Raw genomic sequence first — 23157 nt, forward strand, 5'->3', positions numbered from 1 at the left:
GGTGACCACCCATCCCACCATCCGGAATATCTTGTCTCATTATTCGGCGCCCTGGTGACAGCGCCCGCCGCCCTCCCTACGATCGCCCCTATGAAGCGACAGGCGGACCTCACGAAGCGGCGGGCAGTCGACCTGTGCCGCGTCTCCGCCATGCTCTGTCGCCGTGTCTGACCGAAGCCGTTCTTCCGGTTTCCTTCCGGCCGTTCCGGCCGCCTCCCCGCACCAACGCCGCACCCGTCGCGCGGCGCCGCGCACCCGACCGCCGCGCACCCGCACTCGCATTCGCTGACGCACGTCCGCAACTGCCCCGGAGGAGAACAGCATGAGCCGCAGTGACGTCCTGGTGGACGCCGACTGGGTCCAGGACCGCATCGACGCGGGCGACCCCAAGACCGTCATCGTCGAGGTCGACGAGGACACCTCCGCGTACGACAAGAACCACATCCGGACCGCGATCCGCATCGACTGGAGGTCCGACCTCCAGGACCCCGTCCGCCGCGACTTCGTCGACCAGGCCGGATTCGAGAAGCTGCTGTCCGACAAGGGCATCGCCAACGACGACACCGTCGTCCTCTACGGCGGCAACAACAACTGGTTCGCCGCCTACGCCTACTGGTACTTCAAGCTCTACGGCCACCAGGACGTGAAGCTCCTCGACGGCGGCCGCAAGAAGTGGGAGCTGGACTCCCGCGACCTCGTCGCCGAGGTGCCGGCCCGCCCCCGCACCGAGTACCGGGCCCAGCCGCAGGACGCCTCCATCCGCGCCTTCCGCGACGACGTCCTGGCCGCCATCGGCGAGCTCAACCTCGTCGACGTCCGCTCCCCCGACGAGTTCAGCGGCAAGCTGCTCGCCCCGGCGCACCTCCCGCAGGAGCAGTCGCAGCGCCCCGGCCACGTGCCGACCGCCCGCAACATCCCGTGGTCGAAGTCCGCCAACGACGACGGCACCTTCAAGTCCGACGACGAGCTCACGGAGCTCTACGAGGGCGCGGGCGTGGACCTCGCCAAGGACACCATCGCCTACTGCCGCATCGGCGAGCGCTCGGCACACACCTGGTTCGTGCTCCACGAGCTGCTGGGCCGGCCGAACGTGCGCAACTACGACGGTTCCTGGACCGAGTACGGCTCGCTCGTCGGCGTGCCGATCGAGCTCGGCGCCAACTGACCCACCGCCCGCGACAGTTAAGGATCACTCTCATGTGTGGAGCAAAGGCCGGCGGCCCGGACGCCTCGAACGCCAAGCCCGGCGAGACCACCATCCAGGGCTCGGTGACCCGCGACGGCCATCCCGTCACCGGTTATGTGCGGCTGCTGGACGCGGACGGCGAGTTCACCGCCGAGGTCCCCACGTCCGCGACCGGGCAGTTCCGTTTCTACGCCGCCGAGGGCACGTGGACGGTCCGGGCGCTGATCCCCGGCGCCACGGCCGACCGGACGGTCGTGCTCACCGAGAAGGGCGCGCTGGCCGAGGTCGCCATCGCCGTCTGAGCGCGGAAGCGCGTCGAGGCCCGCGGAGGGCCGCACCCCGGGGTTGGACGCCGTGAGGGGGTGCGGCCCTTCGCGTCACCCGCCCGCCGGTCGTACCGTGAAGGTGTGCCCGCCCGTCGCCCGACCACCACCCCTCATCGAGGCGCTCCGCGCCGCTCCTCCTTCATGCGGCGTAGGCACCTCTACTTCGCCATGATGGGGACCTGCATCTTCCTCTTCGTCATGGCATGGGCCGTCGTACGCCTGTGGTCGGTGCCGGCCGCCGTGGGGCTGTGCCTGTTCGCCATGGTCATCCCGCCGGTCGCGGCCATCGTCGCGAACCGCCGGGGGCCGGACGACCGCTGGTGGGACGATCCGTCCGGCGACCCGAAGTCCGACGAGTGGTGGGACGAGCTCGACGGCAAGCGCCACCCGGGGCCGCGCGACCCCTGGGGCCGCGATCAGTAGACGAGCGCCTGGACGCCCTCCGCCATGATCTCGCTGACGAAGACCTGCGCGCCCGCGATGCGCGCGCCCTCGATCAGGTCCTTCTCCTCGATGTCCCGGCGCGCCGCGCACTGGGTGCACACGGTGATCATCCCGCCGCCGGCCCGGATGCCGTCGATGAGGTCCGGCAGCGGCGCCGCGTGCGGCAGCTCGAACTCCGCGGCGCGCCCCGGCAGCCCGAACCACGTCGACTCGCCGGTCAGCCACAGCGACACCTCGACGCCACTGGCCGCCGCGACGGCCGCCACCGTGAACGCCTGCGAGCACCGCTCGGGAGCGTCGGCCCCCGCCGTCACCTTGATCACGAGCTTCTTCGTCATGCGGCTCACTCTAGGGCGGACGGTCCAGGGCGAACGGTCCAGGGCGAACGGTCAACCTCACAGCGCCGCCCGCGGGGCGGCCGACTAGACTCGTGCCGGTCCGTACCACCCATCCTCATCCGACCGAGGAGCGCGCTCGTGCTTGAGGCATTCTTCACCACCCTGCTCGTCCTGGTCGCCGTCGGCGTCATGGCCTTCGCCGGCCTGACCTGGAAGAAGCTGTACCAGGGCCAGCGCTGACCCGCCCCGTTCCGCACCTCACCTCTAGAGATCGCCTGAGCTCATGATCGAGATTCCGTCCGACCTCCACCCCGACCTCGTGCCCCTGGTCTTCCTCCTCGGCAAGTGGGAGGGCGCCGGCGTCGCGGACTTCCCCGGCGAGGAGAAGTGCAACTTCGGGCAGGAGGTCACCTTCTCCCACGACGGCCGTGACTTCATCGAGTACACCTCCCACACCTGGGTGCTCGACGGCGAGGGCAGGATGGTCCGTCCGCTGGAGACCGAGTCCGGCTTCTGGCGCGTCGACAAGGACCGCAAGGTCGAGGTCGTCATGGTCCGCCACTCCGGTGTCGCCGAGGTCTGGTACGGCGAGCTGGCCGACCAGAAGCCGCAGATCGACCTGGCCACGGACGCCGTCGCCCGCACCGAGGCCTCCGGCCCGTACTCCGGCGGCAAGCGCCTCTACGGCTACGTCAACGGCGACCTGATGTGGGTCGGCGAGAAGGCCACCCCCGACGTGCCGCTGCGCCCCTACATGTCGGCGCACCTGAAGAAGGTCGCCACGCAGCAGAGCCTGGAGGAGTGGGCCAAGAACCTGCCCGACGACCTCCCGGACGGCGTCTCCTTCTTCCGCGAGGACGGCACGCCCTACAACCCCTGAGAGGCCCCGAGCCCCTCGACTCGCCCCGCGGGGGAAGCCGGTCGAATTCCGGCGCTGACCCGCAACGGTAGGTGCACCGCCCCCTCGGGGGCCGTGCACGAGCCCGATCGCCCGCGGCGCGAGCAGTTTTCCGCACACCTCGCCGTGGACTGCGAGAGGACCCGCCCGTGCCGACACCCACCCCGGCCCCGGCCACGCGGACGCCGGAACCGGCGCCCGGCGTCGCCGCGCCGCCCCGGCGGCTGCCCTTACCCCCGCTGCTGGCCGGGCTCACCGCCGCCCTGCTCGTCTCGCTGCTGTGCTGCGTGGCCCTCGGCGCCTCCGACATCGGCTGGGGCGAGACGCTGCGCCATCTGCGCGCGGGCCTGACCGGCGGCACCATCGCCCCGGACGAGGTCTCCGCGTACACCATCGTCTGGGAGCTGCGCCTGCCGCGCGCCCTGCTGGCCGCGGTCGTCGGCGCGGGGTTGTCCGCGATCGGCGTGGGCGTCCAGGCCATGGTCCGCAACGCCCTGGCCGACCCCTTCACCCTCGGCATCTCCTCGGGCGCCGCCGTCGGCGCCAACGCCGTGCTGCTCTTCGGGGCCTTCGCCTCGCTCGGCGTCTGGGCCCTGTCGGCCGCCGCCTTCGTCTCCGCGCTCGCCGCCATGGCCCTCGTCTACGCGGCGGCCCGTACCGCCCACGGGCTGACCCCGCTGCGGCTGGTGCTGACCGGCAGCGCGATGTACTACGGCTTCTCCGCGATCACCACGCTCATGGTCTTCAGCGCCGACCGGGGCGAGGCGGCCCGCTCGGCCATGATGTGGCTGCTCGGCAGCCTGGGCGGCGCCACCTGGTCGTCCGTGCCCATCGCCGCCGCGGTCGTGCTGGCCGGGCTCGGCTATCTGCTGTGGGCCGCGCGGGGGCTCAACGCCCTGGCCATGGGCGACGAGACGGCCGCCGCGCTGGGCGTGGACGCGGACCGGCTGCGCCGCGTGCTGTTCGTGGTGACCGCCGCCGTCACCGGGGCCGTGGTGGCCGTCAGCGGCGCGATCGGCTTCGTGGGGCTCATGGTCCCGCACGTCACCCGCATGCTCGTCGGCGCCGACCACCGCCGGGTGCTGGCCGTGGCGCCCCTGCTGGGCGCCGTGCTGCTGCTGTGGGTCGACGTGGTCTCCCGGCTGCTGCTGGCCCCCGTCGAACTGCCCGTCGGGGTGATCACCGCACTCATCGGGGTGCCCTGTTTCGTCGTGCTGATGCGCCGGCGCGGCTACACCTTCGGAGGCTCGTGATGCGCCTCGACGCCGAGGACCTGTCGGTGGAGATCGCCGGCGCGCGGCTGGTGGAGGACGTCACGCTCCGCGCCCCCGCCGGGCACGTCGTGGGCCTGGTCGGGCCCAACGGCAGCGGCAAGTCCACGCTGCTGCGCTGCGTCTACCGGGCGCTGCGCCCGGCGGCCGGACGGGTGCTGCTGGACGGCGACGACCTCCACGCCCTCACCGCCCGGGAGGGGGCCCGCCGGCTGGCGGCGCTGCCGCAGGAGACGGCCGGCGAGTTCGGCTTCACCGTGGACGAGGTCGTGGCCATGGGGCGGCTGCCGCACCAGAGCGCGGCCGGGCGGGTGACCTCCGCCGACCGCGAGGCGTGCGCGGCGGCGCTGTGCAGGGTGGGCGCGGACCACCTCACGGGCCGGTCCTTCCTCACCCTCTCCGGCGGCGAGAAGCAGCGCGTCCTGATCGCCCGCGCCCTGGCCCAGGAGCCGAAGGTGCTGGTGCTGGACGAGCCGACGAACCACCTGGACATCGCCCAGCAGCTGGAGGTGCTCTCGCTGGTGCGCGGCTCGGGCCTGACCGTCCTGGCCGCGCTGCACGACCTGAACCTCGCCGCCACCCACTGCGACGCCCTGTACGTGATCGCGGGCGGCCGGATCGTCGCCTCCGGCCCGCCCCACTCCGTACTGACGCCCGAGCTGCTCGCCGACGTCTTCTCCGTACGGGCGCACCGCGTGCCGCACCCGGCCTCCGGCGCCCCGCAGCTGCTCTTCGACCGACTGCCGTAAGGACACCATGCGTACCGCTCGCGTCGCACTGACCCTGCTCACCGCCATCGCCCTCACGAGTTGCGGCGCCAAGGTCTCGGACGCTCCCGACGACGGACGGCCGAAGGCCGCGCCCGGCGGCCACTACCCGGTGACGATCTCCAACTGCGGGGTGCGGACGACGTACGACAAGGCGCCGCGGCGCGTGGTGACGAACGACGTGGGCATCGCCGAGATCATGTTCGCGCTCGGTCTGGAGGACCGGATGGCCGGCTATGTGGCGCCGGACTACCGCACGGGCCGGGACGGCAGAGGCGACGAAAAAACAGTGCCCTGGAAGAGCGGCTACGACAAGGTGAAGTGGCTGTCGAAGAAGGAGATCAACAAGGAGCTGGTCCTGGACGCGCGGGCGGATCTCGTCTTCGCGGGCTGGAACTACGGCTTCGGCGAGGGCAACGGCTTCACCCCGGAGGCCCTGAAGAAGGTCGGCGTCGGCTCGTACGTGCTCACCGAGTCCTGCCACAACGGCGGCAGCGGCACCTCGCGCGGGGTGATGCCGCCGCTGGAGGCGCTCTACACGGACCTCAGGACGCTGGGGAATATCTTCGACGTCGAGGACCGGGCGGAGAAGCTCGTCGCCCGCTTCCAGAGGCGCGTCGCGGAGGCGGAGGCGACGGTGCCGAAGGACGGCGCGCGGCCCCGGGTGTTCCTCTACGACGACGGGCGTGACAAGCCCTTCACGTCGGGCGCGTACGGCGGGCCGCAGGACATCATCACCCGGGCCGGCGGCGACCACGTCATGAAGGACCTCAAGGACACCTGGGTCCAGGTCGGCTGGGAGACGGTCGTCGACCGCGACCCCGAGGTCATCGTGATCAACAACTACGGGGACGTCAGCGCGGAGGAGAAGAAGAAGTTCCTGCTCTCCTACCCGCCGCTGGCCGGGGTCTCGGCCATCAGGAACAAGCGCGTCTTCGTCCTCGACTACGTCGACCTCGTCGAGAGCCCCCGCAACCCGGAGGCCGTCGCCGCGCTCGCCGGCTACCTGAACGGGGTACGGGAGGGCTGAGGCTGCCTAGACTGGGAGCGTGGTGGACACCGACTGGCAGAGCGATCTCCGTAAGCGCGGCTACCGGCTGACCCCGCAGCGCCAGCTCGTCCTGGAAGCCGTCGACCGTCTCGAACACGCGACGCCGGACGACATCCTCACCGAGGTCCGCAGGACCGCGGGCGGGGTGAACATCTCGACGGTCTACCGGACGCTGGAGCTGCTGGAGGAGCTGGGGCTGGTCAGCCATGCCCATCTCGGGCACGGCGCCCCCACGTACCACCTCGCGGACCGGCACCACCACATACACCTGGTGTGCCGGGACTGCACGGACGTGATCGAGGCCGACCTGGAGGTGGCCGAGGGCTTCGCCGCGAAGCTGCGCGAGGAGTTCGGGTTCGACACCGACATGAAGCACTTCGCGATCTTCGGCCGGTGCTCCGGCTGCGCCTCGAAGGAGCCCGGCGCGGCGCCGTAGGCTGGCGTCATGCCGCTTCACACGAAGAGCCCTCTGCTGTCGCTGCCCGGCGCCGTCCCCGCCGAGGGCCCGGACCAAGGCGTCGCCGCGCACTACGGCGACCCGTTCCGCGAGCAGCGCGCGCTCGCGAACGGCTCCGGGTTCGTCGACCTCTCCCACCGCGGTGTCGTCACCGTCACCGGCGCCGACCGGCTGACCTGGCTCCACCTGCTGCTCACCCAGCACGTGAGCCAGCTTCCGCCCCACCAGGCCACGCAGGCGCTGATCCTCTCCCCCCACGGCCACGTCGAGCACCAGCTGTACCTGGTCGACGACGGGGAGACGACCTGGGCCCACGGGGAGCCCGGCGCCCAGGACGACCTGATCGCGTACCTGGAGAGCATGAAGTTCTTCTACCGGGTCGAGGTCGCCGACCGCACGGACGACTTCGCGGTGGTCCACCTGCCCGCCGGGTCCGTCGTCGAGACGCCCGAGGGCGTCGTGGCGCGCGAGACGCCGTACGGCCGGGACCTCTTCCTGCCCCGGGAGCGGCTCGAGGAGTTCGCCGCGGCGCACGGCCCCGCGGCGGGCGCCCTGGCGTACGAGGCGCTGCGCGTCGAGGGCCACCGCCCGCGGCTGGGCCTGGAGACCGACCACCGCACGATCCCCCACGAGCTGGGGCTCATCGGCGAGGCCGTCCACCTCCAGAAGGGCTGCTACCGCGGCCAGGAGACGGTCGCCCGCGTCCACAACCTGGGGAAGCCGCCGCGTCGCCTGGTCTTCCTCCACCTCGACGGCAGCGTCGTGACCCTGCCCGCCCACGGCGCCCCGGTCCGCCTGGCCTCGGAGGGCCCGGAGGGCCGCCAGCTGGGCTTCGTGACGACGGCGGCCCGCCACCACGAGCTGGGCCCGATCGCCCTCGCACTGGTCAAGCGGAACGTCCCGGTGGACGCGACCCTGCTGGTGGGCGAGGGGACGGCGGCGGCGCAGGAGGTCGTGGTCGAACCGTAGGGGCTCAGACCTCCAGCAGAACGGTGAACGGGCCGTCGTTCGTCAGCGAGACCTTCATGTCCGCCCCGAAGCGGCCCGTCTCCACCTGTGCGCCCAGCTCCCGCAGCCGGGCCACCACCTCGTCGACCAGCGGCTCGGCCACCGGCCCGGGGGCCGCCGCGTTCCACGTGGGGCGCCGGCCCTTGCGCGCGTCACCGTAGAGGGTGAACTGCGAGATCACCAGCAGCGGCGCCCCCACGTCGGAGCACGACTTCTCGTCCTTGAGGATGCGCAGCGACCACAGCTTCCGGGCCAGCCGCGCACAGTGCTCCGGGGTGTCGTCGTGCGTCACCCCGACCAGCACGCACAGGCCCTCGCCGATGATCTCGCCGACCACCCGGCCGTCCACGGCGACGCTCGCCCCGTCCACCCTCTGCACCACAGCACGCATACGGACCATGATGCCCTGCGCCCGTACGGGTCTGTTCGGCCGGAGAGACCCTGCGGCCGGGGCGTCCCCAATGGCACGATGCGTGCAGGCGGTGCCCCATGCGGGCAACGGCGGGACGATCCGGCCGCACACCGCCCGAGGGGACGGAGCCGCATGACCACACCGACCGAAGACGGCCGAACGCTCACGGCGGCGGACCGTACGGCCATGGAGCGCCGCGCCGGCGGAGGTGAACCGTTGCACGCCAGACCACCGACCCAGCGCTCCGGCCGGCTGGCGGACGTCCCCGGCCGCCGGACCCACGAGCTGAGCCTCGCCGAGCTGCGGGCGGCCCGGCGCGAGGCCCAGCGGGAGGAGGCGGACCTCAGCTACGTCCGCCGGCTCCTCCAGGGCCGCGTCGACATCCTGCGGGCCGAGCTGGCCCGCCGGGCGGCCCCGGCCGCCCCGGCCGTGGAGCGGCTGCTGGTCGACCGGCTGACGGAGATCCTCTCCGACGGCCCCTCCACGCAGCGCTCCTCCGCCCGTCACGTGACGTTGCGGACCCCGCACAGCGAGGAGCACCGGCGGGTGGTGGAGGACATGCTGGCCGAGGTCGAGCTGTCGGACCTGGGCGCGCGCACGGACCGCGAGCTGGGCGAGGCCATGGCCCGCCTGGCGGGGTACGAGCGCCGGGTGTCCCTGCGCCGTCAGGGGGTGCAGCGCACCGCCGACGATTGCAGTGCCGAGATCGCACGCAGGTACCGTGAAGGAGAAGCACAAGTAGACGACCTGCTCTCGTGATCATCCGATGCATCCGATCGGCACCGGGACCGGGTCGCGCACCACCCCGGAAGGCCGACGATGACCTCCACGCTCCCCGAGTCGCCCACGCCCGCCGCCGTACCGGCGCAGGGCCCCGGCTTCGGCTCCGGCATATCCGGCGGTGCCCCCGGCACCGGCACGTCCCCGGTCCTGGCCGAGGTGGTCCGCTCGGGCTTCGTCGAGGGCCTCCACCGCGGCTCGCTGGTCGTCCTGGCGGCCGACGGCAGTGTCGACTTCGCGCTCGGCGACGTCTCCTCCCCGGTCTACCCGCGCTCGGCCAACAAGCCGATGCAGGCGGCGGCCGTGCTCCGCGCGGGGCTGGAGCTCTCCGGGGAGCGGCTGGCGCTGGCGGCGGCGAGCCACTCCGGCGAAACGTTCCACCTCGATCTCGTGCGCACGATGCTCGACGAGTTCGGCCTCCCCGAGGGTGAGCTCCAGACCCCGCCGGACCTCCCGTACGACGCCGTCGAGGCGGAGCTCTACCTCGCCTCCGGCAAGGTGCGCGACCGGGTCACCATGAACTGCTCCGGCAAGCACGCCGCCATGATCGCCGCGTGCGCCCTCAACGGCTGGGACACCGCCGGCTACCTCGACCCCGCCCACCCGCTCCAGCGCCTGGTGCTGGACGTCGTCCAGGAGACGAGCGGCGAGACCGTCGCCCACGTGGGCACCGACGGCTGCGGCGCGCCCCTGATGGCGCTCTCGCTGACCGGTCTGGCCCGCGCCTTCCGCAGCTTCGTGACGGCCGCGCCCGGCACCCCGGAACGCGCCGTCGCCGACGCGATGCGCGCCCACCCCGAGTACGTGGCCGGCACCCGCCGCCCCGACACCTGGCTGATGAGCGAGGTGCCGGGCGTGCTGTCGAAGATGGGCGCCGAGGCCGTCCAGGCCGTGGCGCTGCCGGACGGCCGCGCCCTGGCCTTCAAGATCGACGATGGTGCGCTGCGTGCTTCGGGCCCGGTCCTGGCCCGCGCGCTGGAGCTGATGGGCGTCTCCTCGCCCGTCCTCGCCCGGATCGCCGCGCAGCCGCTGCTGGGCGGCGCCCTCCCGGTCGGCGAGATCCGCGCGGCGTTCTGATCCGCCACCCTTCTGCCCCATTGTGGGGACGCGCGCGCCCCACAGGCGGGCGCGCGCGGCGTGGGCGCCGCCACGCGCGCGTGCCGTCCTCCTGACGACCGCCACAAATCACGTGCGTCCGGCTTTGGGCGGCACCTAACGTGCTGTCATGAGCCTGGACGTGCGGACCATCGACGACACCGATCTGATCGACTGGATGCGCGCGGTGCGCACCGGCTTCCTCAGGCCCCCCTCGGTGTCCAAGGAGGAGGCCGCGATACGCCGGCCGGGGATGGACCTGGAGCGCTCGCAGGGGGCCTTCGACACCACCACCGGACGCTGCGTCGGCACGCTGCGCAGCTTCACCCAGCGCCTGTCCGTGCCCGGCGGCGCGTCGGTGACCACGAGCGCGGTCACCAGCGTCACCGTCTCGCCCACCCACCGCCGCCGCGGCCTGCTCAGCCGCATGATGGACCGCGACCTGCGGGCCGCCAAGGAGCGTGGCGACGCCGCCGCCACCCTCATCTCCGCCGAGTACCCCATCTACGGGCGGTACGGCTTCGGCCCGGCCACCTGGACCACCGAGTGGGAGGTGGAGGTCGCCCGCGCCGGCCTCGACGCGCGCTACGCGGGCCCGCCCTGCGGCGGCCGCGTCGACCTCGTGGACCTGCCGACCGTCCGGGAGACAGGACCCGCCCTCCACGAGCGGATGCGCGCGGTGCGGCACGGCGTCGTCGACCGCAACACGCGCTGGTGGGGCTTCGCCACGGGCGAGATCCCCAACCCCTCGCAGCCCGACTGGACCGAGCCGTTCCACGCCCTCCACCGGTCCGCCGACGGCACCCCGGAGGGGCTGCTCACCTACACGACCACCGAGGACTGGGAGGCCAAGCGCCCGCGGAACTCCGCCGACGTACGCAGCCTGATCGCGGTCTCCGCCGAGGCCGAACGCGCCCTGTGGCACTACCTGTTGTCGGTCGACTGGATCACCCACGTCCGGACGGGCCTGCGCGCCCCGGACGACCTGCTGCCGCTGCTGCTGCCCGACCCGCGCGCCGCGAAGGTCGTCACCCACGCCGACTACCTCTGGCTGCGCCCCCTCGACGTCCCCGCCCTCCTGGGGGCCCGCTCCTACTCCGCGTCCGGCTCGCTCGTGCTGGACGTCACGGACCCCGCCGGCCTGGCCGGAGGCCGCTATCTGCTGGAGACGGGCCCCGACGGCGCGCGCTGCGTGCCCACGTCCCGCCCGGCCGAACTCGCCCTGGGCGTGGGCGAGCTGGGCGCCCTGTACCTCGGCGACGAGTCGGCCGTACGGCTCGCCGCGCTCGGCCGCGTCACCGAGGAGCGGCCGGGAGCGGCCGGGCGGGCCGAGTTGATGCTGCGGACGGCCCGACGGCCGTGGTGCCCCGACCAGTTCTGATCGATCTTTTTCGCTTTCTTCGATCAGGGCTTGACCTCAAGTGCACTTGAGGTACGAGAGTGTTCCCCATGAAGACCTCGTACCGCCTCGCCGTCATCGTCGCTTCCACCCGTGAGGGCCGCTTCGGCCCCACCGTGGCCGCCTGGCTCGCCGAACAGACCGCCCAGCACCCGGAGATCGACGTCGACGTCATCGACCTCGCCGACCACCCGCTGCCCGTCAGCCTGTCCGGCAAGCCCGGCCCGGAGGACGCCGCGCTCCTCGCCGCGGTGTCCCCCCGGCTGGCGGAGGCGGACGCCTTCATCGTCATCACCCCCGAGTACAACCACAGCTACCCGGCCGGCCTGAAGCACCTCATCGACTGGAACTACACCCCCTGGCAGGCCAAGCCCGTCGCCTTCGTCTCGTACGGCGGCCTGTCCGGCGGCCTCCGCGCGGTCGAGCACCTGCGCCCGGTCTTCGCCGAGCTCCACGCCGTCACCATCCGCGAGACCATCAGCTTCCACAGCCCGTGGGGCAAGTTCGACGAGTCGGGCCGTCACCTCGACGAGGAGGCCGGCGCGGCCGCCGCGGGTGCCGCGAAGGCCATGCTCGACCAGCTCACCTGGTGGGCCGTCTCGCTGCGCGAGGCCCGCGAGAAGCGCCCGTACGGCGCGTGAGGCCCCGGGCCGGCCGGGGGGGGGGGGGGGGCGGCACCCCCCCCCCCCCCCCCCCGCCCCCGGGCCCACCCCCGCACACACCTCTCCGGCGACCTCCCGCATACGATTACCGGACATTCTTCCGAACAGAGGTCGCCTTCCATGACGTTGTCCCGGATCACGGCGATGGCCGTCACCGCCGTCATCGCCCCGGCCGCTTTCCTGGCCGTCCCCGCCGCCGCCGCGGACGCCGACGCCGACGCCGCGCGGAACCCGGCCGTCACGGCACCGGACGCCCCCGCCGCGGGCGGCACCGGCACGGACGGGAAGCCCGCCGACGACCCCCAGAAGCAGGACAGGGCCCCGGTCAAGGCCACCATCAAGCTGCTGAACTACCCCCGCTCCTTCACCGCGGGCGGCGACTGGACCGAGTTCGGCTTCGCCGTCGACAACACCGCGGGCGACAAGGACATCGAGCCGCTGCGCCTGACGTTCATGCTCAACGGCAACGGCGACAAGCGCGTCAAGAGCACCCAGCACATCGAGTACCGCTCCACGGACGGCTCCTGGATCCGCATCGACGACAAGACCCCCGGCGAGACGTTCGTCGGCAACACCACCGCCGGCAAGGTCGCGAAGGGCGCGACGGCCACCGTCGAGCTGCGCGTGAAGCTCGCCGCCGACTACCCGACCGGCCCGGCCACCGCCCTGGTCGACATCTCGGGCACCACGGTGCACAAGCTCGACCCCATCGACGTCGTGGCCAAGGCCAGGCCGAAGCCCTCGCCGTCCGTCCTGCAGCCGACGGACTCCGCCACTCCGAGCGCCAAGCCGTCGCCCTCCGACAAGGCGAGCACGAAGCCGTCGGCCACGCCTTCCGCCTCGGCCTCGGTGCCCCCCTCGGCCGCTCCCTCGGTCGCGCCCTCGGCGTCCCCGGCGGCCGCCACCGACGTCTCCGCCCAGGGCGGCGGCGACTCCCTCGCCACCACCGGCGCCGGCAAGGCGACCCCCTGGGTCGTCGGGGCCGCCGTCGTCGCCGTCGCGGCGGGCGCGGGCCTGGTCGTCCTGACCCGCCGCCGGCTGTCCGGCCGCTGAGCCGGGACTCTTTGTCCGCCGATTGTCCGCCGACCTGACTCCGGCTGAACCGGGGTCAGGTCCGGTACAGTGACCGCCGTCAGCAGTGAACGACCCAGGAGGTGAGACCCATTACCGCTGCAGTAGTCCGGGTGCTCTCACCGCACGGGCGCACGGCCCCCCAGGCGTAGGCGGGCCGCGAGAGCACCCTCCGGTATCCGGAAGGTTCCCTCCCATGTCGGCATCACCCTCCCTGGCCCCTTCTCCGGCCTCCTTTCTCCCCCTCGTCGTCAGCAGGCTCCGAGCCGCCGGCTGCGTCTTCGCCGAGGACGAGGCGGAGATCCTGCTCGCCACGGCCCGCACCCCCGACGAGCTCGCCACCCTGACCGAACGGCGCGCCTCGGGCCTGCCCCTCGAACACGTGGTGGGCTGGGCCGAGTTCTGCGGCCTGCGCATAGCCGTCGACCCCGGCGTCTTCGTCCCCCGGCTCCGCACCGCCTTCCTCGTCCGCCAGGCCCTCGCCCTGGCCGGACCGCGCCCGGTCGTCCTCGACCTGTGCTGCGGCACCGGCGCGGTGGGCGCGGCACTGGCCGCCGGCCTCGACGGCGCCGAGCTCCACGCCGCCGACGTCGACCCGGCGGCCGTCGCCTGCGCCCGCCGTAATCTGGCCGGCACCGGCGCCCTGGTCGTCGAGGGCGACCTCTACGACCCGCTGCCCGCGACCCTGCGCGGACGGGTGGGCATCCTGGTCGCCAACGCCCCGTACGTCCCCACCGACGCCATCGGCCTGCTGCCCGCCGAGGCCCGCGACCACGAGGCGCGGGTGGCCCTCGACGGCGGCACCGACGGCCTCGACGTGCAGCGCCGCGTCATCGCGGCGGCCCCCCGGTGGCTGGCCCCGGGCGGGCACCTCCTGATCGAGACCAGCGAACGCCAGGCCCCCCTGACGGCCGCGGCCTTCGCCCGCCACGGCCTGACCACCCGCGTCACGACCTGCGAGGACCTGGACGCGACGGTGGTCATCGGCACCCGGCCGTAGGGGCTTGTCCGGGGATCGGGGCTCAGTCGCGCTCGGGCTCCACCGGGAGCCACAGCTCGGCGTCGGCCTCGGTCCCGTCCGCCGACAGGCGGGTGCGCAGGATCTCGGGGCCGGGGCGGCCGCGGTACGGGTTCGACGGGAACCACTCGGTGAACACGTCCCGCCACAGCTCCTGGACGGCCCCCGGCATCGGCCCGGAGACGGTGAACACCGCCCAGGCGCCGGCCGGGACGGCGAGGGCGGTCATGCCTTCGGGGGCCTCGGGAGCCTCGGCGGAGGTGACCACCGCGTGGTAGTAGTCGAGTTCGGTGCCCTCGGCGCGGCTGGGGTCCAGGTCGTCGCAGACGGCGACGACGCCCCGCGGCTCCTGGTCCGACAGCTTCACCAGGGCTTCCTGATCCCGCGGGTCGATCGCGCGGACGAACGCCATGATCGCCTGGTTGGGTCCCGCGTGCACCAACGGCACCCGGGCCTTGAACCCGACGACGGTGAAATCCGGCTTGTCCACGACGCGGTATCGCATACCGCTGCTCCCTTCGACGGTGAGACGGAAGGAGATCCGGGACTGGGAGCTCAGCACGGCACCGGTACGCCGGGCCTCGCCCGGCCCGACGCCGTGCATGGCACGGAACGCCCGCGCGAACGCCTCGCCGGAGCCGTAGCCGTAGCGCACGGCGATCTCCAGCAGCGTCCCGCGCCCCGCGAGCACATCGGCACCCGCGAGGGTGAGCCGGCGCCGCCGCACGTACTCCGACAACGGCATGCCCGCCAGCGCGGAGAACATCCGGCGCAGGTGGTACTCCGAGGTGGCCGCGATGCGCGCCAACTCCCCCACGTCGACACCCGTCTCGAGACGGCGCTCGATGTGCTCCATGGCCAGATTGAGCCGCTCCAGCACTCCCGTCCCCTTCCTTCCGGCACCCACCACGCTAGGCAGCGCCCACCCCACCGCACCCGACATCCTGTGCCCGATGAAGTCGGGTGCGCGCGGCGCCGGCCGGCGCCCTGACCGCGGGCCCGGCCGACCACGACACATGGCTACTTTTGCAAGCAGGCTGCTTGCAAAAGTTAGCAAGCTCCGGCAGGATCGCCGTATGGCATCACTCAACGTCGGCAACCTCGGCGAGTACCTCCGCGAGCAGCGGCGCACCGCGCAGCTGACGCTGCGGCAGCTCGCCGACGCCGCGGGAGTGTCCAACCCGTACCTCAGCCAGATCGAGCGCGGTCTGCGCAAGCCGAGCGCCGAGATCCTCCAGCAGCTGGCCAAGGCCCTGCGGATCTCGGCCGAGACGCTCTACGTGCAGGCCGGCATCCTCGACGAGCGCGACCGGGAGGAGGCGGAGGTCCGCAGCGTGATCCTCGCCGATCCCTCGATCAACGAGCGGCAGAAACAGGTGCTGCTCCAGATCTACGACTCCTTCCGCAAGGAGAACGGGCTCGCGACGGGCGGGACGGACAGGACGAACGATGCCGGCAACCCTCCGAGCTGATCCGGGAGACCACCGCCATGGCCATCACTCAGGACATCCGCAAGGCCGCCACCGACACCGCCTACGCCGCGGCCGGCGCCGCCGACCTCACGGCGGAGAAGATCGGGCAGCTCGTCGTCGACGCCCCCGAGCGCTTCGAGAAGCTGCGCAACACCGACCCGAAGGCCGTGGGCGAGCGCCTCACCCAGCAGGCCAAGCAGGTCCAGACGCAGGTGAGCACCAAGTTCAGCGAGATCGTGGGCACTCTCGACACCGACGCCCGGAAGCTGGGCCAGGCGGCCCAGGACCTGACCCTGCAGGGCGTCGGCCAGGCCCTGGCGTTCGCGGCGCAGGCGAGCGAGAAGTTCGAGGCCATGGCCGAGCGCGGCCGCGGGGCCGTGAAGACGTGGCGCGGTGAGGCCGCCGAGGAGATCAGCGAGATCGCCGTGGCCGTGGAGCCCGACAGTGACGAGCCGGCCGCGAAGGACACGGCGTCGAAGGACACCGCGGCGAAGGACTCCGCCGCCAAGGACGAGGCCGCCGGCTCCGCCGACGGGGGTGACGCCGACGCCAAGCCCGCCGCCCGCCGCACCGCGACCCGCAAGCCCGCCGCCACCACCGCGAAGAAGGCGGACGCGAAGACCGGCGAGTAACGGCGGTCAGCACCGGAAGGGAAGGTTCCGGGCACATCCGACGTGCCCGGGACGTTCTCCCGGTACGGTGGGCGGGAGGCGACCCGACAGAAGGTGAGCGGCATGCTGATCCAAGGCTTCCACGAGACCCTCTCCTGGGTGTCGCTCGGCCTGCTCGTCCTCACGCTCTTCGCGCTGCTGGACGCCGCCGTCCGCCGGGAGGACGCCTTCCGCGCCGCCGACAAGCAGACCAAGCCCTTCTGGCTGATCATCCTCGCCATCGCGGCCGCGGTGAACGTCTTCTTCGGCATCCTCAGTTTCCTGCCGATCCTGGGACTGATCGCCACGATCGTCTACATGGTCGACGTTCGCCCGGCGCTGCGCCACGTCTCCGGCCGCGGCGGCCCCCGCCGGCGCGGCGGTTCCAGCTCCGACGGCCCGTACGGACCGTTCAACGGCGGACGCTGAACCCACTCCCCGCCCGGTCGGTCAGGCCCGTTCCAGCAGCAGGACCGCCAGGTCGTCGGTCAGTTCCTCGCCGTTGAGCGCCCGGACCTCCGCGACCGCCGCCTCCAGCAGGTCTTCCCCCCGCAATCCCTCCTTCACCAGGCGCGTGATCAGTTCGATCATGCCCTCCTGGCCGAGGCGCCGGGTGCCCGCGCCGATCCTGCCCTCGATCAGGCCGTCGGTGTACATGAGCAGGCCCCAGGCGTCGTCGAGCGCGACCTCCCGGCGCGTCCAGCGGGCGTCCGCGAGCAGGCCGAGCGCCGGGCCCCCGTCGTCCTGCGGCAGCAGCGTCGGCGGCAGGCCGGGGCGGACCAGCAGCGGGGCCGGGTGGCCGGCCAGGCACAGCGACGCCGAGCGGCCGTCCGGCGATATGTCGACCGTGCACAGCGTCGCGAAGATCTCCTCGTCCGCGCGCTCGTGCTCCAGCACCTGCTGGAGGGTGCGCAGCAGCTCGTCGCCGCACAGCCCGGCGAGCGTCAGGGCGCGCCACGCTATCCGCAGCGAGACCCCGAGGGCCGCCTCGTCGGGGCCGTGCCCGCAGACGTCGCCGATCATGGCGTGGACCGTGCCGTCGGGCGTGCGGACCGTGTCGTAGAAGTCGCCGCCGAGCAGGGCACGGCTGCGGCCGGGCCGGTAGCGGGCGGCGAAGCGCAGGTCGGAGCCGTCCAGCAGCGGGTGCGGCAGCAGGCCGCGCTCCAGCCGGGCGTTCTCCTGGGCGCGCAGCCGGCTCTCGGCGAGCTGCCGCTGCGCGAGGTCGGCGCGCTTGCGCTCGACGGCGTAGCGGATGGCCCGGTTCAGCACCCGTCCGTCGAGCTCGTCGCGGAAGAGGTAGTCCTGCGCCCCGACGCGTACGGCCGCGACGGCCCGCTCGGCGTCCGCCTCGGCGGTCAGCGCGAGCACGGCCTGGTGGGGGGCGAGCCGCAGCACCCGGCGCAGGGTGTCCAGCTCGTCGCGGGGCTCGTCGGACCGGCCGCCGGGCGGTGTGCCGGGGGTCTCCTCGCAGGACACGGCGGGCGGCAGGGCCAGGTCGAGGAGGATGCACTGGACGTCGTCGGTGAGCAGCCGGGCGGCCTCGGTGAGGTTGCGGGCGGCGCGGATGCGCACCGGTGTGCCCGCCGTGCCCGTCATCGCCGCCATGTCGGGGCCGGACAGCACACCGCCGGGGTCGTCCTCGATGACGAGCAGCGTCAGCCCGCCGTCGGGCAGCGCGGCGGTCGGCTCCGCGGTCCTCGGCGCGGGTACGGGCATCACTTCTTTCCTTCCCTCCCCCCGAGGGCACGGCGCCTCATCGGCGGGCGAGTACCGAGGGTGACCCTAGCGCCAGAGCCCGACCCAACGGAATGGTACGGAGCCACCCGCCCCTGTCATATGCCCCAGCCACAAGGGAAGTTGACGAGGAAAGGCGACCCGGAAGAGTGAGTCCCCGATGACGAACATCACGTCATGGGGAACATCACGTCATATGCGTCACACCGGCCGACGCCCGACCGACGCCCGGCCGGTTCCCCCCGCCCTCACCCCGGCCGGACGACCCCCAGGATCGGCATGGAACCGGCCCCCGCGAGCGTCACCTGCCGCCCCGGCCGCGGCGCGTGGACGATCATGCCGTCACCCGCGTACACCCCGACGTGACTGGCGTCGCCGTAGTAGATGATCAGGTCGCCCGGGCGCATGTCCTTCACGTCGACCTTCGGCAGCTGCCGCCACTGCTCCTGCGAGGTGCGCGGGATCGCGCGCCCGGCCGCCGCCCACGCCTTGAGGGTGAGGCCGGAGCAGTCGTACGTGTCGGGGCCCTCGGCGCCCCAGACGTAGTTCTTGCCGATCTGCGCGGAGGCGAACTCGACCACGTCCTTGCCCGCGCCGGTGGCCGGGCCGCCCTTCAGCCCCATGAGGCGCTTGCCGTCGGCGCCGGCCAGCCACTTCTCCTGGGCCTGGCGGGCGCGGTCCTCCTCCAGCCGCCGCAGCCGCTCGCGCTCCTTCTCGGCCAGCGTGGACTCCAGCTTCCGTGCCGCCTCCAGCCGGCTCTCGATCTCCTTCTTCGCCGCCTCCTTCTTCTTGCGGTCCCCTTCGAGCGCCTTGCGGCGCTCCTCGGCGGCCTTGGCGTAGCGGCCGAGGTCCGCGCGGGTGGCCGCGAGGCGGTTCAGCAGGTCGCGGGTGGCCTGCTCGCCCTTGCGGGCGAGGCTGACGCCGTTGAGGAAGGTCTCGGGCGAGTCGCTGAGGAAGAGCTGGGCCGGCGGGGTCAGCGCGCCGCTGCGGTACTGGGCCCGGGCGAGGGCGCCGGTGCGGGAGCGGAGCAGGTCCAGGCGCTGCTGGGCGTCCTTGACCTGGCGGTTGAGATCGGACACCGCCTTCTCCTGGAGGCGCTCCTGCTCGCCGGCCGCGTTGTAGTCGTCGGTGGCGGCCTCGGCCTTGCGGTAGAGGGACTCCACCTGTTTGTGGACCTCCTCCAGCGAGCCGGGCGCGGGCGGGGAGCTCGAGGGCGGGGCGGCCGGGGGCCCGGGGTCGGCGTGGGCGACGGCCGGGACCGTGAGCACGCCGGCGCCGAGGGCGCAGACGAGCGCGGCCGCGAGGGCGAGCCGCCGGGCACCGGATCTTCCGAATCCGACCCCATCCGACACACCGGCGACACCAGCCACACCGGCATCCTTCACATCAGCAGCCACACCGGTTACAGCGCCATCAGAGTCCGTGACCCCGTCGTACGCGCCACCGTTCCGCCCCACGAAACCCCCTCCACGACCCCGCCCACTCGCCTGACGTGGTGTCACGCGAGTGGGGATGCTGCCATGGCTACCCGTAAATCAACAGAGACCTGCGTCACACTGCGGGGTGGAATCAAGCCGTCCGCGCAGCTACCACCCCGACGGGTGAGGTTCACCCTCCGTTCACTCCGCCCCATCGACCCCTTCATCTCATCTGCCTAATTTCGGCCGTGGAAGGTGGGGGCCACACCACTCAGGTGAACCACCCGCCGCCGGACGCCGCACTCCGCGGAACAGCTCCACCAACCTCTCGCACGCCGCCCCCGCGGCGGCTCCCGGAAGGAACACCCCCAAGTGAAGCTTCAGCGCAAGAACCGGCTTCGCACCGTCGCCCTCGGCGCCATCGCCGTCTCCGGCGCCCTGGTCCTCACGGCGTGCGGCTCCGACGACAACGGCGGCGGCGCGAGCGGCGGCAGCTCGACCAAGGCCGCGGGCAACATCAAGTGCGAGGGCAAGGGTCAGCTGCTGGCCTCCGGCTCGTCCGCGCAGAAGAACGCCATGGACCTGTGGGTGAAGAACTTCTCCCAGGCCTGCAAGGACATCCAGATCAACTACAAGGCCACCGGCTCCGGCGCGGGCATCCAGGAGTTCCTCCAGGGCAAGACCGCCTTCGCGGGCTCCGACTCGGCGCTCAAGCCGGAGGAGGTCGCCAAGTCCAAGGACGTCGTCAAGGGCGGCCAGGGCATCAACCTCCCGATGGTCGGCGGCCCGATCGCGATCGGCTACAACGTCCCGGGCGTGGACAACCTCGTCCTCGACGCCGACACCATCGCCAAGATCTTCGACGGCAAGATCGAGAAGTGGAACGACGAGGCGATCGCGAAGCTCAACAAGGACGCCAAGCTTCCCGACCTCAAGATCCAGGCCTTCCACCGCTCCGACGAGTCGGGCACCACGGACAACTTCACCAAGTACCTCAAGGCAGCGGCCGACAAGTCCTGGCCGTACGAGCCCGCGAAGGCCTGGAAGGCCAAGGGCGGCCAGTCCGCGGACGGCTCCGCCGGTGTCTCCTCGCAGGTCAAGCAGACCCAGGGCGCCATCTCCTACTTCGAGCTGTCCTACGCCACGGCCAACTCGATCAAGACGGTGAAGCTCAACACCGGCGCCTCCGCCCCGGTCGAGGCCTCTTCGGACAACGCCTCCAAGGCCATCGCCGAGGCCAAGGTCGTCGGTGAGGGCAAGGACCTCGCCCTCAAGCTGAACTACACCACCAAGGCCGAGGGCGCCTACCCGATCACCCTGGTCACGTACGAGATCGTGGGCGACAAGGGCAACAAGGCCGAGACCCTGCCGGCCACCAAGTCCTTCCTCACCTACATCGCGAGCGAGGACGGACAGTCGGTCCTGAAGGAGCTCGGCTACGCGCCGCTGCCCGCCGAGATCGCCAAGAAGGTCCGCGAGACCGTCGCGACCCTCTCCTGACACGGAGGTGGCCGGGCCGCCGGGTGAACCGGCGGCCCGCCACCCCGTCCGGTGCACCGCCGCGCCAGGGGTCCCACGGGTGTCGCACCACCCGCCCGGGGCTCCGCAGACCGGAGAAAACCCATGGACATAACCTCCTCAGCCACCGCAGCCGGCCCGCCCCAGGGCCCCGCCGGCGCCCCGGCCCCCGCCGCGCGGAAGTCCGCCGCACGCGCCGGCGACCGGGTCTTCCTCGCGCTCTCGCGCGGATCGGGCATCCTGCTCCTGGTGATCATGGCCGCCATCGCGGTCTTCCTCACCGTGCGGGCCACCAACGCCCTCTCCCACAACGAGGGCGACTTCTTCACCACCTTCGAGTGGAGCGCCAACTCCACCCCGCCGGTCTTCGGCATCGCCGTCCTGGCCTTCGGCACCGTCGTCAGCTCGCTGATCGCGATGCTGATCGCCGTGCCGGTCGCCATCGGCATCGCGCTCTTCATCTCCCACTACGCGCCGCGCAGGCTGGCCACCCCGCTGTCGTACGTCATCGACCTGCTCGCCGCCGTGCCGTCCATCGTCTACGGCCTGTGGGGCGCCCTCTTCCTGGTGCCGCACCTGGGCGGGCTCTACGGCTGGCTGAACGACTACTTCGGCTGGACCGGGATCTTCGAGTACCACGACGGTGCCGCCCGCTCGCTCTTCACCATCGGCATCCTGCTGGCGATCATGATCCTGCCGATCGTCACCAGCGTCAGCCGCGAGGTCTTCCGGCAGGCCCCGAAGATGCACGAGGAGGCCGCCCTCGCGCTCGGCGCGACCCGCTGGGAGGTCATCCGCATGGCGGTGCTGCCCTTCGGCCGCTCGGGCGTCATCAGCGCCTCGATGCTGGGCCTGGGCCGCGCCCTCGGCGAGACGATGGCCGTGGCCACCGTGCTCTCCCCCAGCTTCGAGATCGGCACGAGCCTGCTGGACCCGGGCGGCGGAACGTTCGCGCAGAACATCGCGAGCAGCTTCAAGGAGTCCGGTGAGATAGGCAAGGACGCGCTGATCGCCTCCGGCCTGGTGCTGTTCGTCCTGACCCTGCTGGTCAACGGCGCCGCCCGGATGATCATCGCGCGCCGCAAGGAGTACACGGCATGAGCGGAGTGACCATGAACGAGACCCTGGTCGCCGACAGCACCCCGCGCCACCCGGCGGTCCTGCGTCAGCCCCGGCTGCCCCGCTGGACCCCGGCCGCCCTGGCCGCCGCCGCGATCGCCGCCGGCGTCGGCATCGGTCTCGCCGCCGGGCTCTCCAGCCGCTTCCAGTGGGGCCTGCTGGCCGCCGTCCTCTACGTCGCCGGCATGTTCGCCCTCGCCACCCGCGTCGAGGGCCGCCGCCAGGCCAAGGACCGGCTGGCCACCAGCATGATCTGGGTCAGCTTCCTGATCGCCGTCGTCCCGCTGGTCTCCCTCATCTGGGAGACGATCTCCCGCGGCGTGAAGGTGCTGGACGGCGACTTCCTCAGCCACTCCATGGCCGGCGTCCTGACCATCCAGCCCGGCGGCGGCGTCTACCACGCCATCATCGGCACCCTGGAGCAGGTCGGCATCGCCACCGCCATCGCGGCCCCCATCGGCCTGCTGACGGCGATCTACCTGGTGGAGTACGGCCGCGGCCGGCTCGCCAAGGCGGTGACCTTCTTCGTCGACGTCATGACGGGCATCCCGTCGATCGTCGCGGGTCTGTTCATCCTCAGCTTCTGGATCCTGATGCTGGACAACGGCTACTCCGGGTTCGCCGGCTCCATGGCCCTGGCGATCCTGATGATGCCGGTCGTCGTCCGCTCGACCGAGGAGATGCTCAAGCTCGTCCCCAACGAGCTGCGCGAGGCCTCCCTGGCCCTGGGCGTGCCCAAGTGGCGCACGATCCTCAAGGTCGTCCTGCCCACCGCCATCGGTGGCATCGCCACCGGCGTGATGCTGGCGGTCGCCCGCATCGCCGGTGAGTCGGCCCCGATCGTCCTCCTGGTCTTCGGCTCCCAGCTGATCAACAACAACCCCTTCGAGGGCGCCCAGTCCTCGCTGCCGTACTACATCTACGAGCAGTGGGCGGCCGGCAACGAGGCCAGCTACGACCGCGCCTGGGCAGCGGCCCTGGTCCTCATCGCCTTCGTCATGATCCTCAACCTGGTGGCCCGCGGCATCGCCCGCTGGAAGGCCCCGAAGAGCCGCTGACGCGG

General features: G+C 72.4%; 26 protein-coding genes. 21 read left to right on the forward strand and 5 right to left on the reverse strand.

Translation table 11 applies throughout. The features are described 5' to 3' along the window. Positions 1-322 precede the first annotated feature (322 nt). The 3 genes from AC07BS_RS31610 to AC07BS_RS31620 all read left to right on the forward strand — a co-directional run bounded on the left by AC07BS_RS31610 (position 323) and on the right by AC07BS_RS31620 (position 1935). Entirely contained in the window at positions 323-1165 is an 843-nt protein-coding gene (locus AC07BS_RS31610) for a sulfurtransferase (protein ID WP_478646621.1), read from the forward strand. A gap of 32 nt (positions 1166-1197) precedes the next feature. Beyond that, complete coding sequence (locus AC07BS_RS31615) at positions 1198-1488, forward strand: DUF1416 domain-containing protein (protein WP_478646624.1); 291 nt, start codon at positions 1198-1200, stop codon at positions 1486-1488. A 165-nt stretch (positions 1489-1653) separates the two neighbouring features. Next, a complete protein-coding gene (locus AC07BS_RS31620; RefSeq protein WP_478646626.1) occupies positions 1654-1935 on the forward strand; it encodes a DUF3099 domain-containing protein in 282 nt (93 codons plus the stop codon). Here the strand turns inward: AC07BS_RS31620 and AC07BS_RS31625 are convergent. Then, positions 1929-2294, reverse strand: coding sequence for a DsrE family protein (locus AC07BS_RS31625; protein ID WP_478646627.1), 366 nt, complete (start codon positions 2292-2294; stop codon positions 1929-1931). The two genes, AC07BS_RS31620 and AC07BS_RS31625, sit on opposite strands and share 7 nt — an antisense overlap. Positions 2295-2577: 283 nt before the next feature. On the opposite strand from AC07BS_RS31625, the gene AC07BS_RS31630 reads away from it, so the two are divergent. From AC07BS_RS31630 to ygfZ, 6 genes are all read left to right on the forward strand, one after another. Then, positions 2578-3174, forward strand: coding sequence for a heme-binding beta-barrel domain-containing protein (locus tag AC07BS_RS31630; RefSeq protein WP_478646630.1), 597 nt, complete (start codon positions 2578-2580; stop codon positions 3172-3174). A 167-nt stretch (positions 3175-3341) separates the two neighbouring features. Beyond that, the gene (locus AC07BS_RS31635) at positions 3342-4445 is read left to right on the forward strand and encodes a FecCD family ABC transporter permease (RefSeq protein WP_478935213.1); all 1104 of its coding nucleotides are present in this window, start codon (positions 3342-3344) and stop codon (positions 4443-4445) included. Then, entirely contained in the window at positions 4445-5212 is a 768-nt protein-coding gene (locus AC07BS_RS31640) for an ABC transporter ATP-binding protein (RefSeq protein ID WP_478646634.1), read from the forward strand. Before AC07BS_RS31635 ends, AC07BS_RS31640 begins: the two co-directional genes overlap by 1 nt. 7 nt (positions 5213-5219) lie before the next feature. Then, positions 5220-6260 (forward strand): ABC transporter substrate-binding protein, encoded by a 1041-nt coding sequence (locus AC07BS_RS31645; RefSeq protein WP_478935214.1) that lies wholly within the window; start codon positions 5220-5222, stop codon positions 6258-6260. A 19-nt stretch (positions 6261-6279) separates the two neighbouring features. Further along, on the forward strand, positions 6280-6717 hold the full coding sequence (locus AC07BS_RS31650; protein ID WP_478646638.1) for a Fur family transcriptional regulator: 438 nt from the start codon (positions 6280-6282) through the stop codon (positions 6715-6717). Positions 6718-6726: 9 nt separating this feature from the next. Continuing rightward, on the forward strand, positions 6727-7707 hold the full coding sequence (gene ygfZ, locus AC07BS_RS31655; RefSeq protein WP_478935215.1) for a CAF17-like 4Fe-4S cluster assembly/insertion protein YgfZ: 981 nt from the start codon (positions 6727-6729) through the stop codon (positions 7705-7707). 4 nt (positions 7708-7711) lie between these two features. On the opposite strand, the gene dtd is transcribed toward ygfZ, so the two are convergent. Then, positions 7712-8137, reverse strand: a complete 426-nt coding sequence (gene dtd / locus AC07BS_RS31660; protein ID WP_478646641.1) for a D-aminoacyl-tRNA deacylase — start codon at positions 8135-8137, stop codon at positions 7712-7714. Positions 8138-8290: 153 nt separating this feature from the next. Here dtd and AC07BS_RS31665 point away from each other — a divergent pair, with 153 nt between their 5' ends. The 6 genes from AC07BS_RS31665 (at position 8291) to AC07BS_RS31690 (ending at position 14165) form a co-directional block, all read left to right on the forward strand. Continuing rightward, positions 8291-8917 (forward strand): RsiG family protein, encoded by a 627-nt coding sequence (locus AC07BS_RS31665; protein ID WP_478646643.1) that lies wholly within the window; start codon positions 8291-8293, stop codon positions 8915-8917. Positions 8918-8977: 60 nt separating this feature from the next. After that, positions 8978-10015 (forward strand): asparaginase, encoded by a 1038-nt coding sequence (locus AC07BS_RS31670; RefSeq protein WP_478935216.1) that lies wholly within the window; start codon positions 8978-8980, stop codon positions 10013-10015. A 148-nt stretch (positions 10016-10163) separates the two neighbouring features. Beyond that, positions 10164-11414, forward strand: a complete 1251-nt coding sequence (locus AC07BS_RS31675; protein WP_478646646.1) for a GNAT family N-acetyltransferase — start codon at positions 10164-10166, stop codon at positions 11412-11414. Between the two features lie 68 nt (positions 11415-11482). Beyond that, a complete protein-coding gene (locus AC07BS_RS31680; protein WP_478646647.1) occupies positions 11483-12073 on the forward strand; it encodes an NADPH-dependent FMN reductase in 591 nt (196 codons plus the stop codon). Between the two features lie 141 nt (positions 12074-12214). Further along, positions 12215-13147 (forward strand): LAETG motif-containing sortase-dependent surface protein, encoded by a 933-nt coding sequence (locus AC07BS_RS31685; RefSeq protein WP_478935217.1) that lies wholly within the window; start codon positions 12215-12217, stop codon positions 13145-13147. A gap of 214 nt (positions 13148-13361) precedes the next feature. Beyond that, positions 13362-14165, forward strand: a complete 804-nt coding sequence (locus tag AC07BS_RS31690; RefSeq protein ID WP_478935218.1) for a putative protein N(5)-glutamine methyltransferase — start codon at positions 13362-13364, stop codon at positions 14163-14165. A gap of 22 nt (positions 14166-14187) precedes the next feature. On the opposite strand, the gene AC07BS_RS31695 is transcribed toward AC07BS_RS31690, so the two are convergent. Then, on the reverse strand, positions 14188-15063 hold the full coding sequence (locus AC07BS_RS31695; RefSeq protein ID WP_478646653.1) for an AraC family transcriptional regulator: 876 nt from the start codon (positions 15061-15063) through the stop codon (positions 14188-14190). Positions 15064-15259: 196 nt separating this feature from the next. Here AC07BS_RS31695 and AC07BS_RS31700 point away from each other — a divergent pair, with 196 nt between their 5' ends. The 3 genes from AC07BS_RS31700 to AC07BS_RS31710 all read left to right on the forward strand — a co-directional run bounded on the left by AC07BS_RS31700 (position 15260) and on the right by AC07BS_RS31710 (position 16734). Next, a complete protein-coding gene (locus AC07BS_RS31700) occupies positions 15260-15655 on the forward strand; it encodes a helix-turn-helix domain-containing protein (protein ID WP_478646655.1) in 396 nt (131 codons plus the stop codon). Positions 15656-15672: 17 nt separating this feature from the next. After that, positions 15673-16287 (forward strand): hypothetical protein, encoded by a 615-nt coding sequence (locus AC07BS_RS31705; protein ID WP_478935219.1) that lies wholly within the window; start codon positions 15673-15675, stop codon positions 16285-16287. A 102-nt stretch (positions 16288-16389) separates the two neighbouring features. After that, on the forward strand, positions 16390-16734 hold the full coding sequence (locus AC07BS_RS31710; protein ID WP_478646658.1) for a DUF2516 family protein: 345 nt from the start codon (positions 16390-16392) through the stop codon (positions 16732-16734). Positions 16735-16755: 21 nt separating this feature from the next. On the opposite strand, the gene AC07BS_RS31715 is transcribed toward AC07BS_RS31710, so the two are convergent. Both AC07BS_RS31715 and AC07BS_RS31720 read right to left on the reverse strand, forming a co-directional pair. Continuing rightward, complete coding sequence (locus AC07BS_RS31715) at positions 16756-18021, reverse strand: PP2C family protein-serine/threonine phosphatase (protein WP_478646660.1); 1266 nt, start codon at positions 18019-18021, stop codon at positions 16756-16758. Positions 18022-18287: 266 nt separating this feature from the next. Then, positions 18288-19409 (reverse strand): C40 family peptidase, encoded by a 1122-nt coding sequence (locus AC07BS_RS31720; RefSeq protein ID WP_478646662.1) that lies wholly within the window; start codon positions 19407-19409, stop codon positions 18288-18290. A 420-nt stretch (positions 19410-19829) separates the two neighbouring features. Between AC07BS_RS31720 and pstS the strand changes: the two genes are divergently transcribed. From pstS to pstA, 3 genes are all read left to right on the forward strand, one after another. Continuing rightward, on the forward strand, positions 19830-20957 hold the full coding sequence (gene pstS, locus AC07BS_RS31725; RefSeq protein ID WP_478646663.1) for a phosphate ABC transporter substrate-binding protein PstS: 1128 nt from the start codon (positions 19830-19832) through the stop codon (positions 20955-20957). A 123-nt stretch (positions 20958-21080) separates the two neighbouring features. Then, positions 21081-22076 carry a phosphate ABC transporter permease subunit PstC gene (gene pstC / locus AC07BS_RS31730; RefSeq protein ID WP_478646666.1) on the forward strand — a complete coding sequence of 332 codons (996 nt, stop codon included), beginning with the start codon at positions 21081-21083 and terminating at the stop codon, positions 22074-22076. A gap of 11 nt (positions 22077-22087) precedes the next feature. Next, positions 22088-23152 (forward strand): phosphate ABC transporter permease PstA, encoded by a 1065-nt coding sequence (gene pstA, locus AC07BS_RS31735; protein WP_478935243.1) that lies wholly within the window; start codon positions 22088-22090, stop codon positions 23150-23152. Positions 23153-23157 lie beyond the last annotated feature (5 nt).

Source organism: Streptomyces sp. NPDC044063, assembly GCF_056434285.1.

Excerpts from the sequence above, each read along its gene's own strand:
- AC07BS_RS31610 (WP_478646621.1), top strand. The coding sequence starts at position 323 with ATGAGCCGCAGTGACGTCCTGGTGGACGCCGACTGGGTCCAGGACCGC.
- AC07BS_RS31615 (WP_478646624.1), top strand. The coding sequence starts at position 1,198 with ATGTGTGGAGCAAAGGCCGGCGGCCCGGACGCCTCGAACGCCAAGCCC.
- AC07BS_RS31620 (WP_478646626.1), top strand. The coding sequence starts at position 1,654 with ATGCGGCGTAGGCACCTCTACTTCGCCATGATGGGGACCTGCATCTTC.
- AC07BS_RS31625 (WP_478646627.1), bottom strand. The coding sequence starts at position 2,294 with ATGACGAAGAAGCTCGTGATCAAGGTGACGGCGGGGGCCGACGCTCCC.
- AC07BS_RS31630 (WP_478646630.1), top strand. The coding sequence starts at position 2,578 with ATGATCGAGATTCCGTCCGACCTCCACCCCGACCTCGTGCCCCTGGTC.
- AC07BS_RS31640 (WP_478646634.1), top strand. The coding sequence starts at position 4,445 with ATGCGCCTCGACGCCGAGGACCTGTCGGTGGAGATCGCCGGCGCGCGG.
- AC07BS_RS31645 (WP_478935214.1), top strand. The coding sequence starts at position 5,220 with ATGCGTACCGCTCGCGTCGCACTGACCCTGCTCACCGCCATCGCCCTC.
- ygfZ (WP_478935215.1), top strand. The coding sequence starts at position 6,727 with ATGCCGCTTCACACGAAGAGCCCTCTGCTGTCGCTGCCCGGCGCCGTC.
- dtd (WP_478646641.1), bottom strand. The coding sequence starts at position 8,137 with ATGCGTGCTGTGGTGCAGAGGGTGGACGGGGCGAGCGTCGCCGTGGAC.
- AC07BS_RS31665 (WP_478646643.1), top strand. The coding sequence starts at position 8,291 with ATGACCACACCGACCGAAGACGGCCGAACGCTCACGGCGGCGGACCGT.
- AC07BS_RS31670 (WP_478935216.1), top strand. The coding sequence starts at position 8,978 with ATGACCTCCACGCTCCCCGAGTCGCCCACGCCCGCCGCCGTACCGGCG.
- AC07BS_RS31675 (WP_478646646.1), top strand. The coding sequence starts at position 10,164 with ATGAGCCTGGACGTGCGGACCATCGACGACACCGATCTGATCGACTGG.
- AC07BS_RS31680 (WP_478646647.1), top strand. The coding sequence starts at position 11,483 with ATGAAGACCTCGTACCGCCTCGCCGTCATCGTCGCTTCCACCCGTGAG.
- AC07BS_RS31685 (WP_478935217.1), top strand. The coding sequence starts at position 12,215 with ATGACGTTGTCCCGGATCACGGCGATGGCCGTCACCGCCGTCATCGCC.
- AC07BS_RS31690 (WP_478935218.1), top strand. The coding sequence starts at position 13,362 with ATGTCGGCATCACCCTCCCTGGCCCCTTCTCCGGCCTCCTTTCTCCCC.
- AC07BS_RS31700 (WP_478646655.1), top strand. The coding sequence starts at position 15,260 with ATGGCATCACTCAACGTCGGCAACCTCGGCGAGTACCTCCGCGAGCAG.
- AC07BS_RS31705 (WP_478935219.1), top strand. The coding sequence starts at position 15,673 with ATGGCCATCACTCAGGACATCCGCAAGGCCGCCACCGACACCGCCTAC.
- AC07BS_RS31710 (WP_478646658.1), top strand. The coding sequence starts at position 16,390 with ATGCTGATCCAAGGCTTCCACGAGACCCTCTCCTGGGTGTCGCTCGGC.
- AC07BS_RS31715 (WP_478646660.1), bottom strand. The coding sequence starts at position 18,021 with ATGCCCGTACCCGCGCCGAGGACCGCGGAGCCGACCGCCGCGCTGCCC.
- pstC (WP_478646666.1), top strand. The coding sequence starts at position 21,081 with ATGGACATAACCTCCTCAGCCACCGCAGCCGGCCCGCCCCAGGGCCCC.
- pstA (WP_478935243.1), top strand. The coding sequence starts at position 22,088 with ATGAACGAGACCCTGGTCGCCGACAGCACCCCGCGCCACCCGGCGGTC.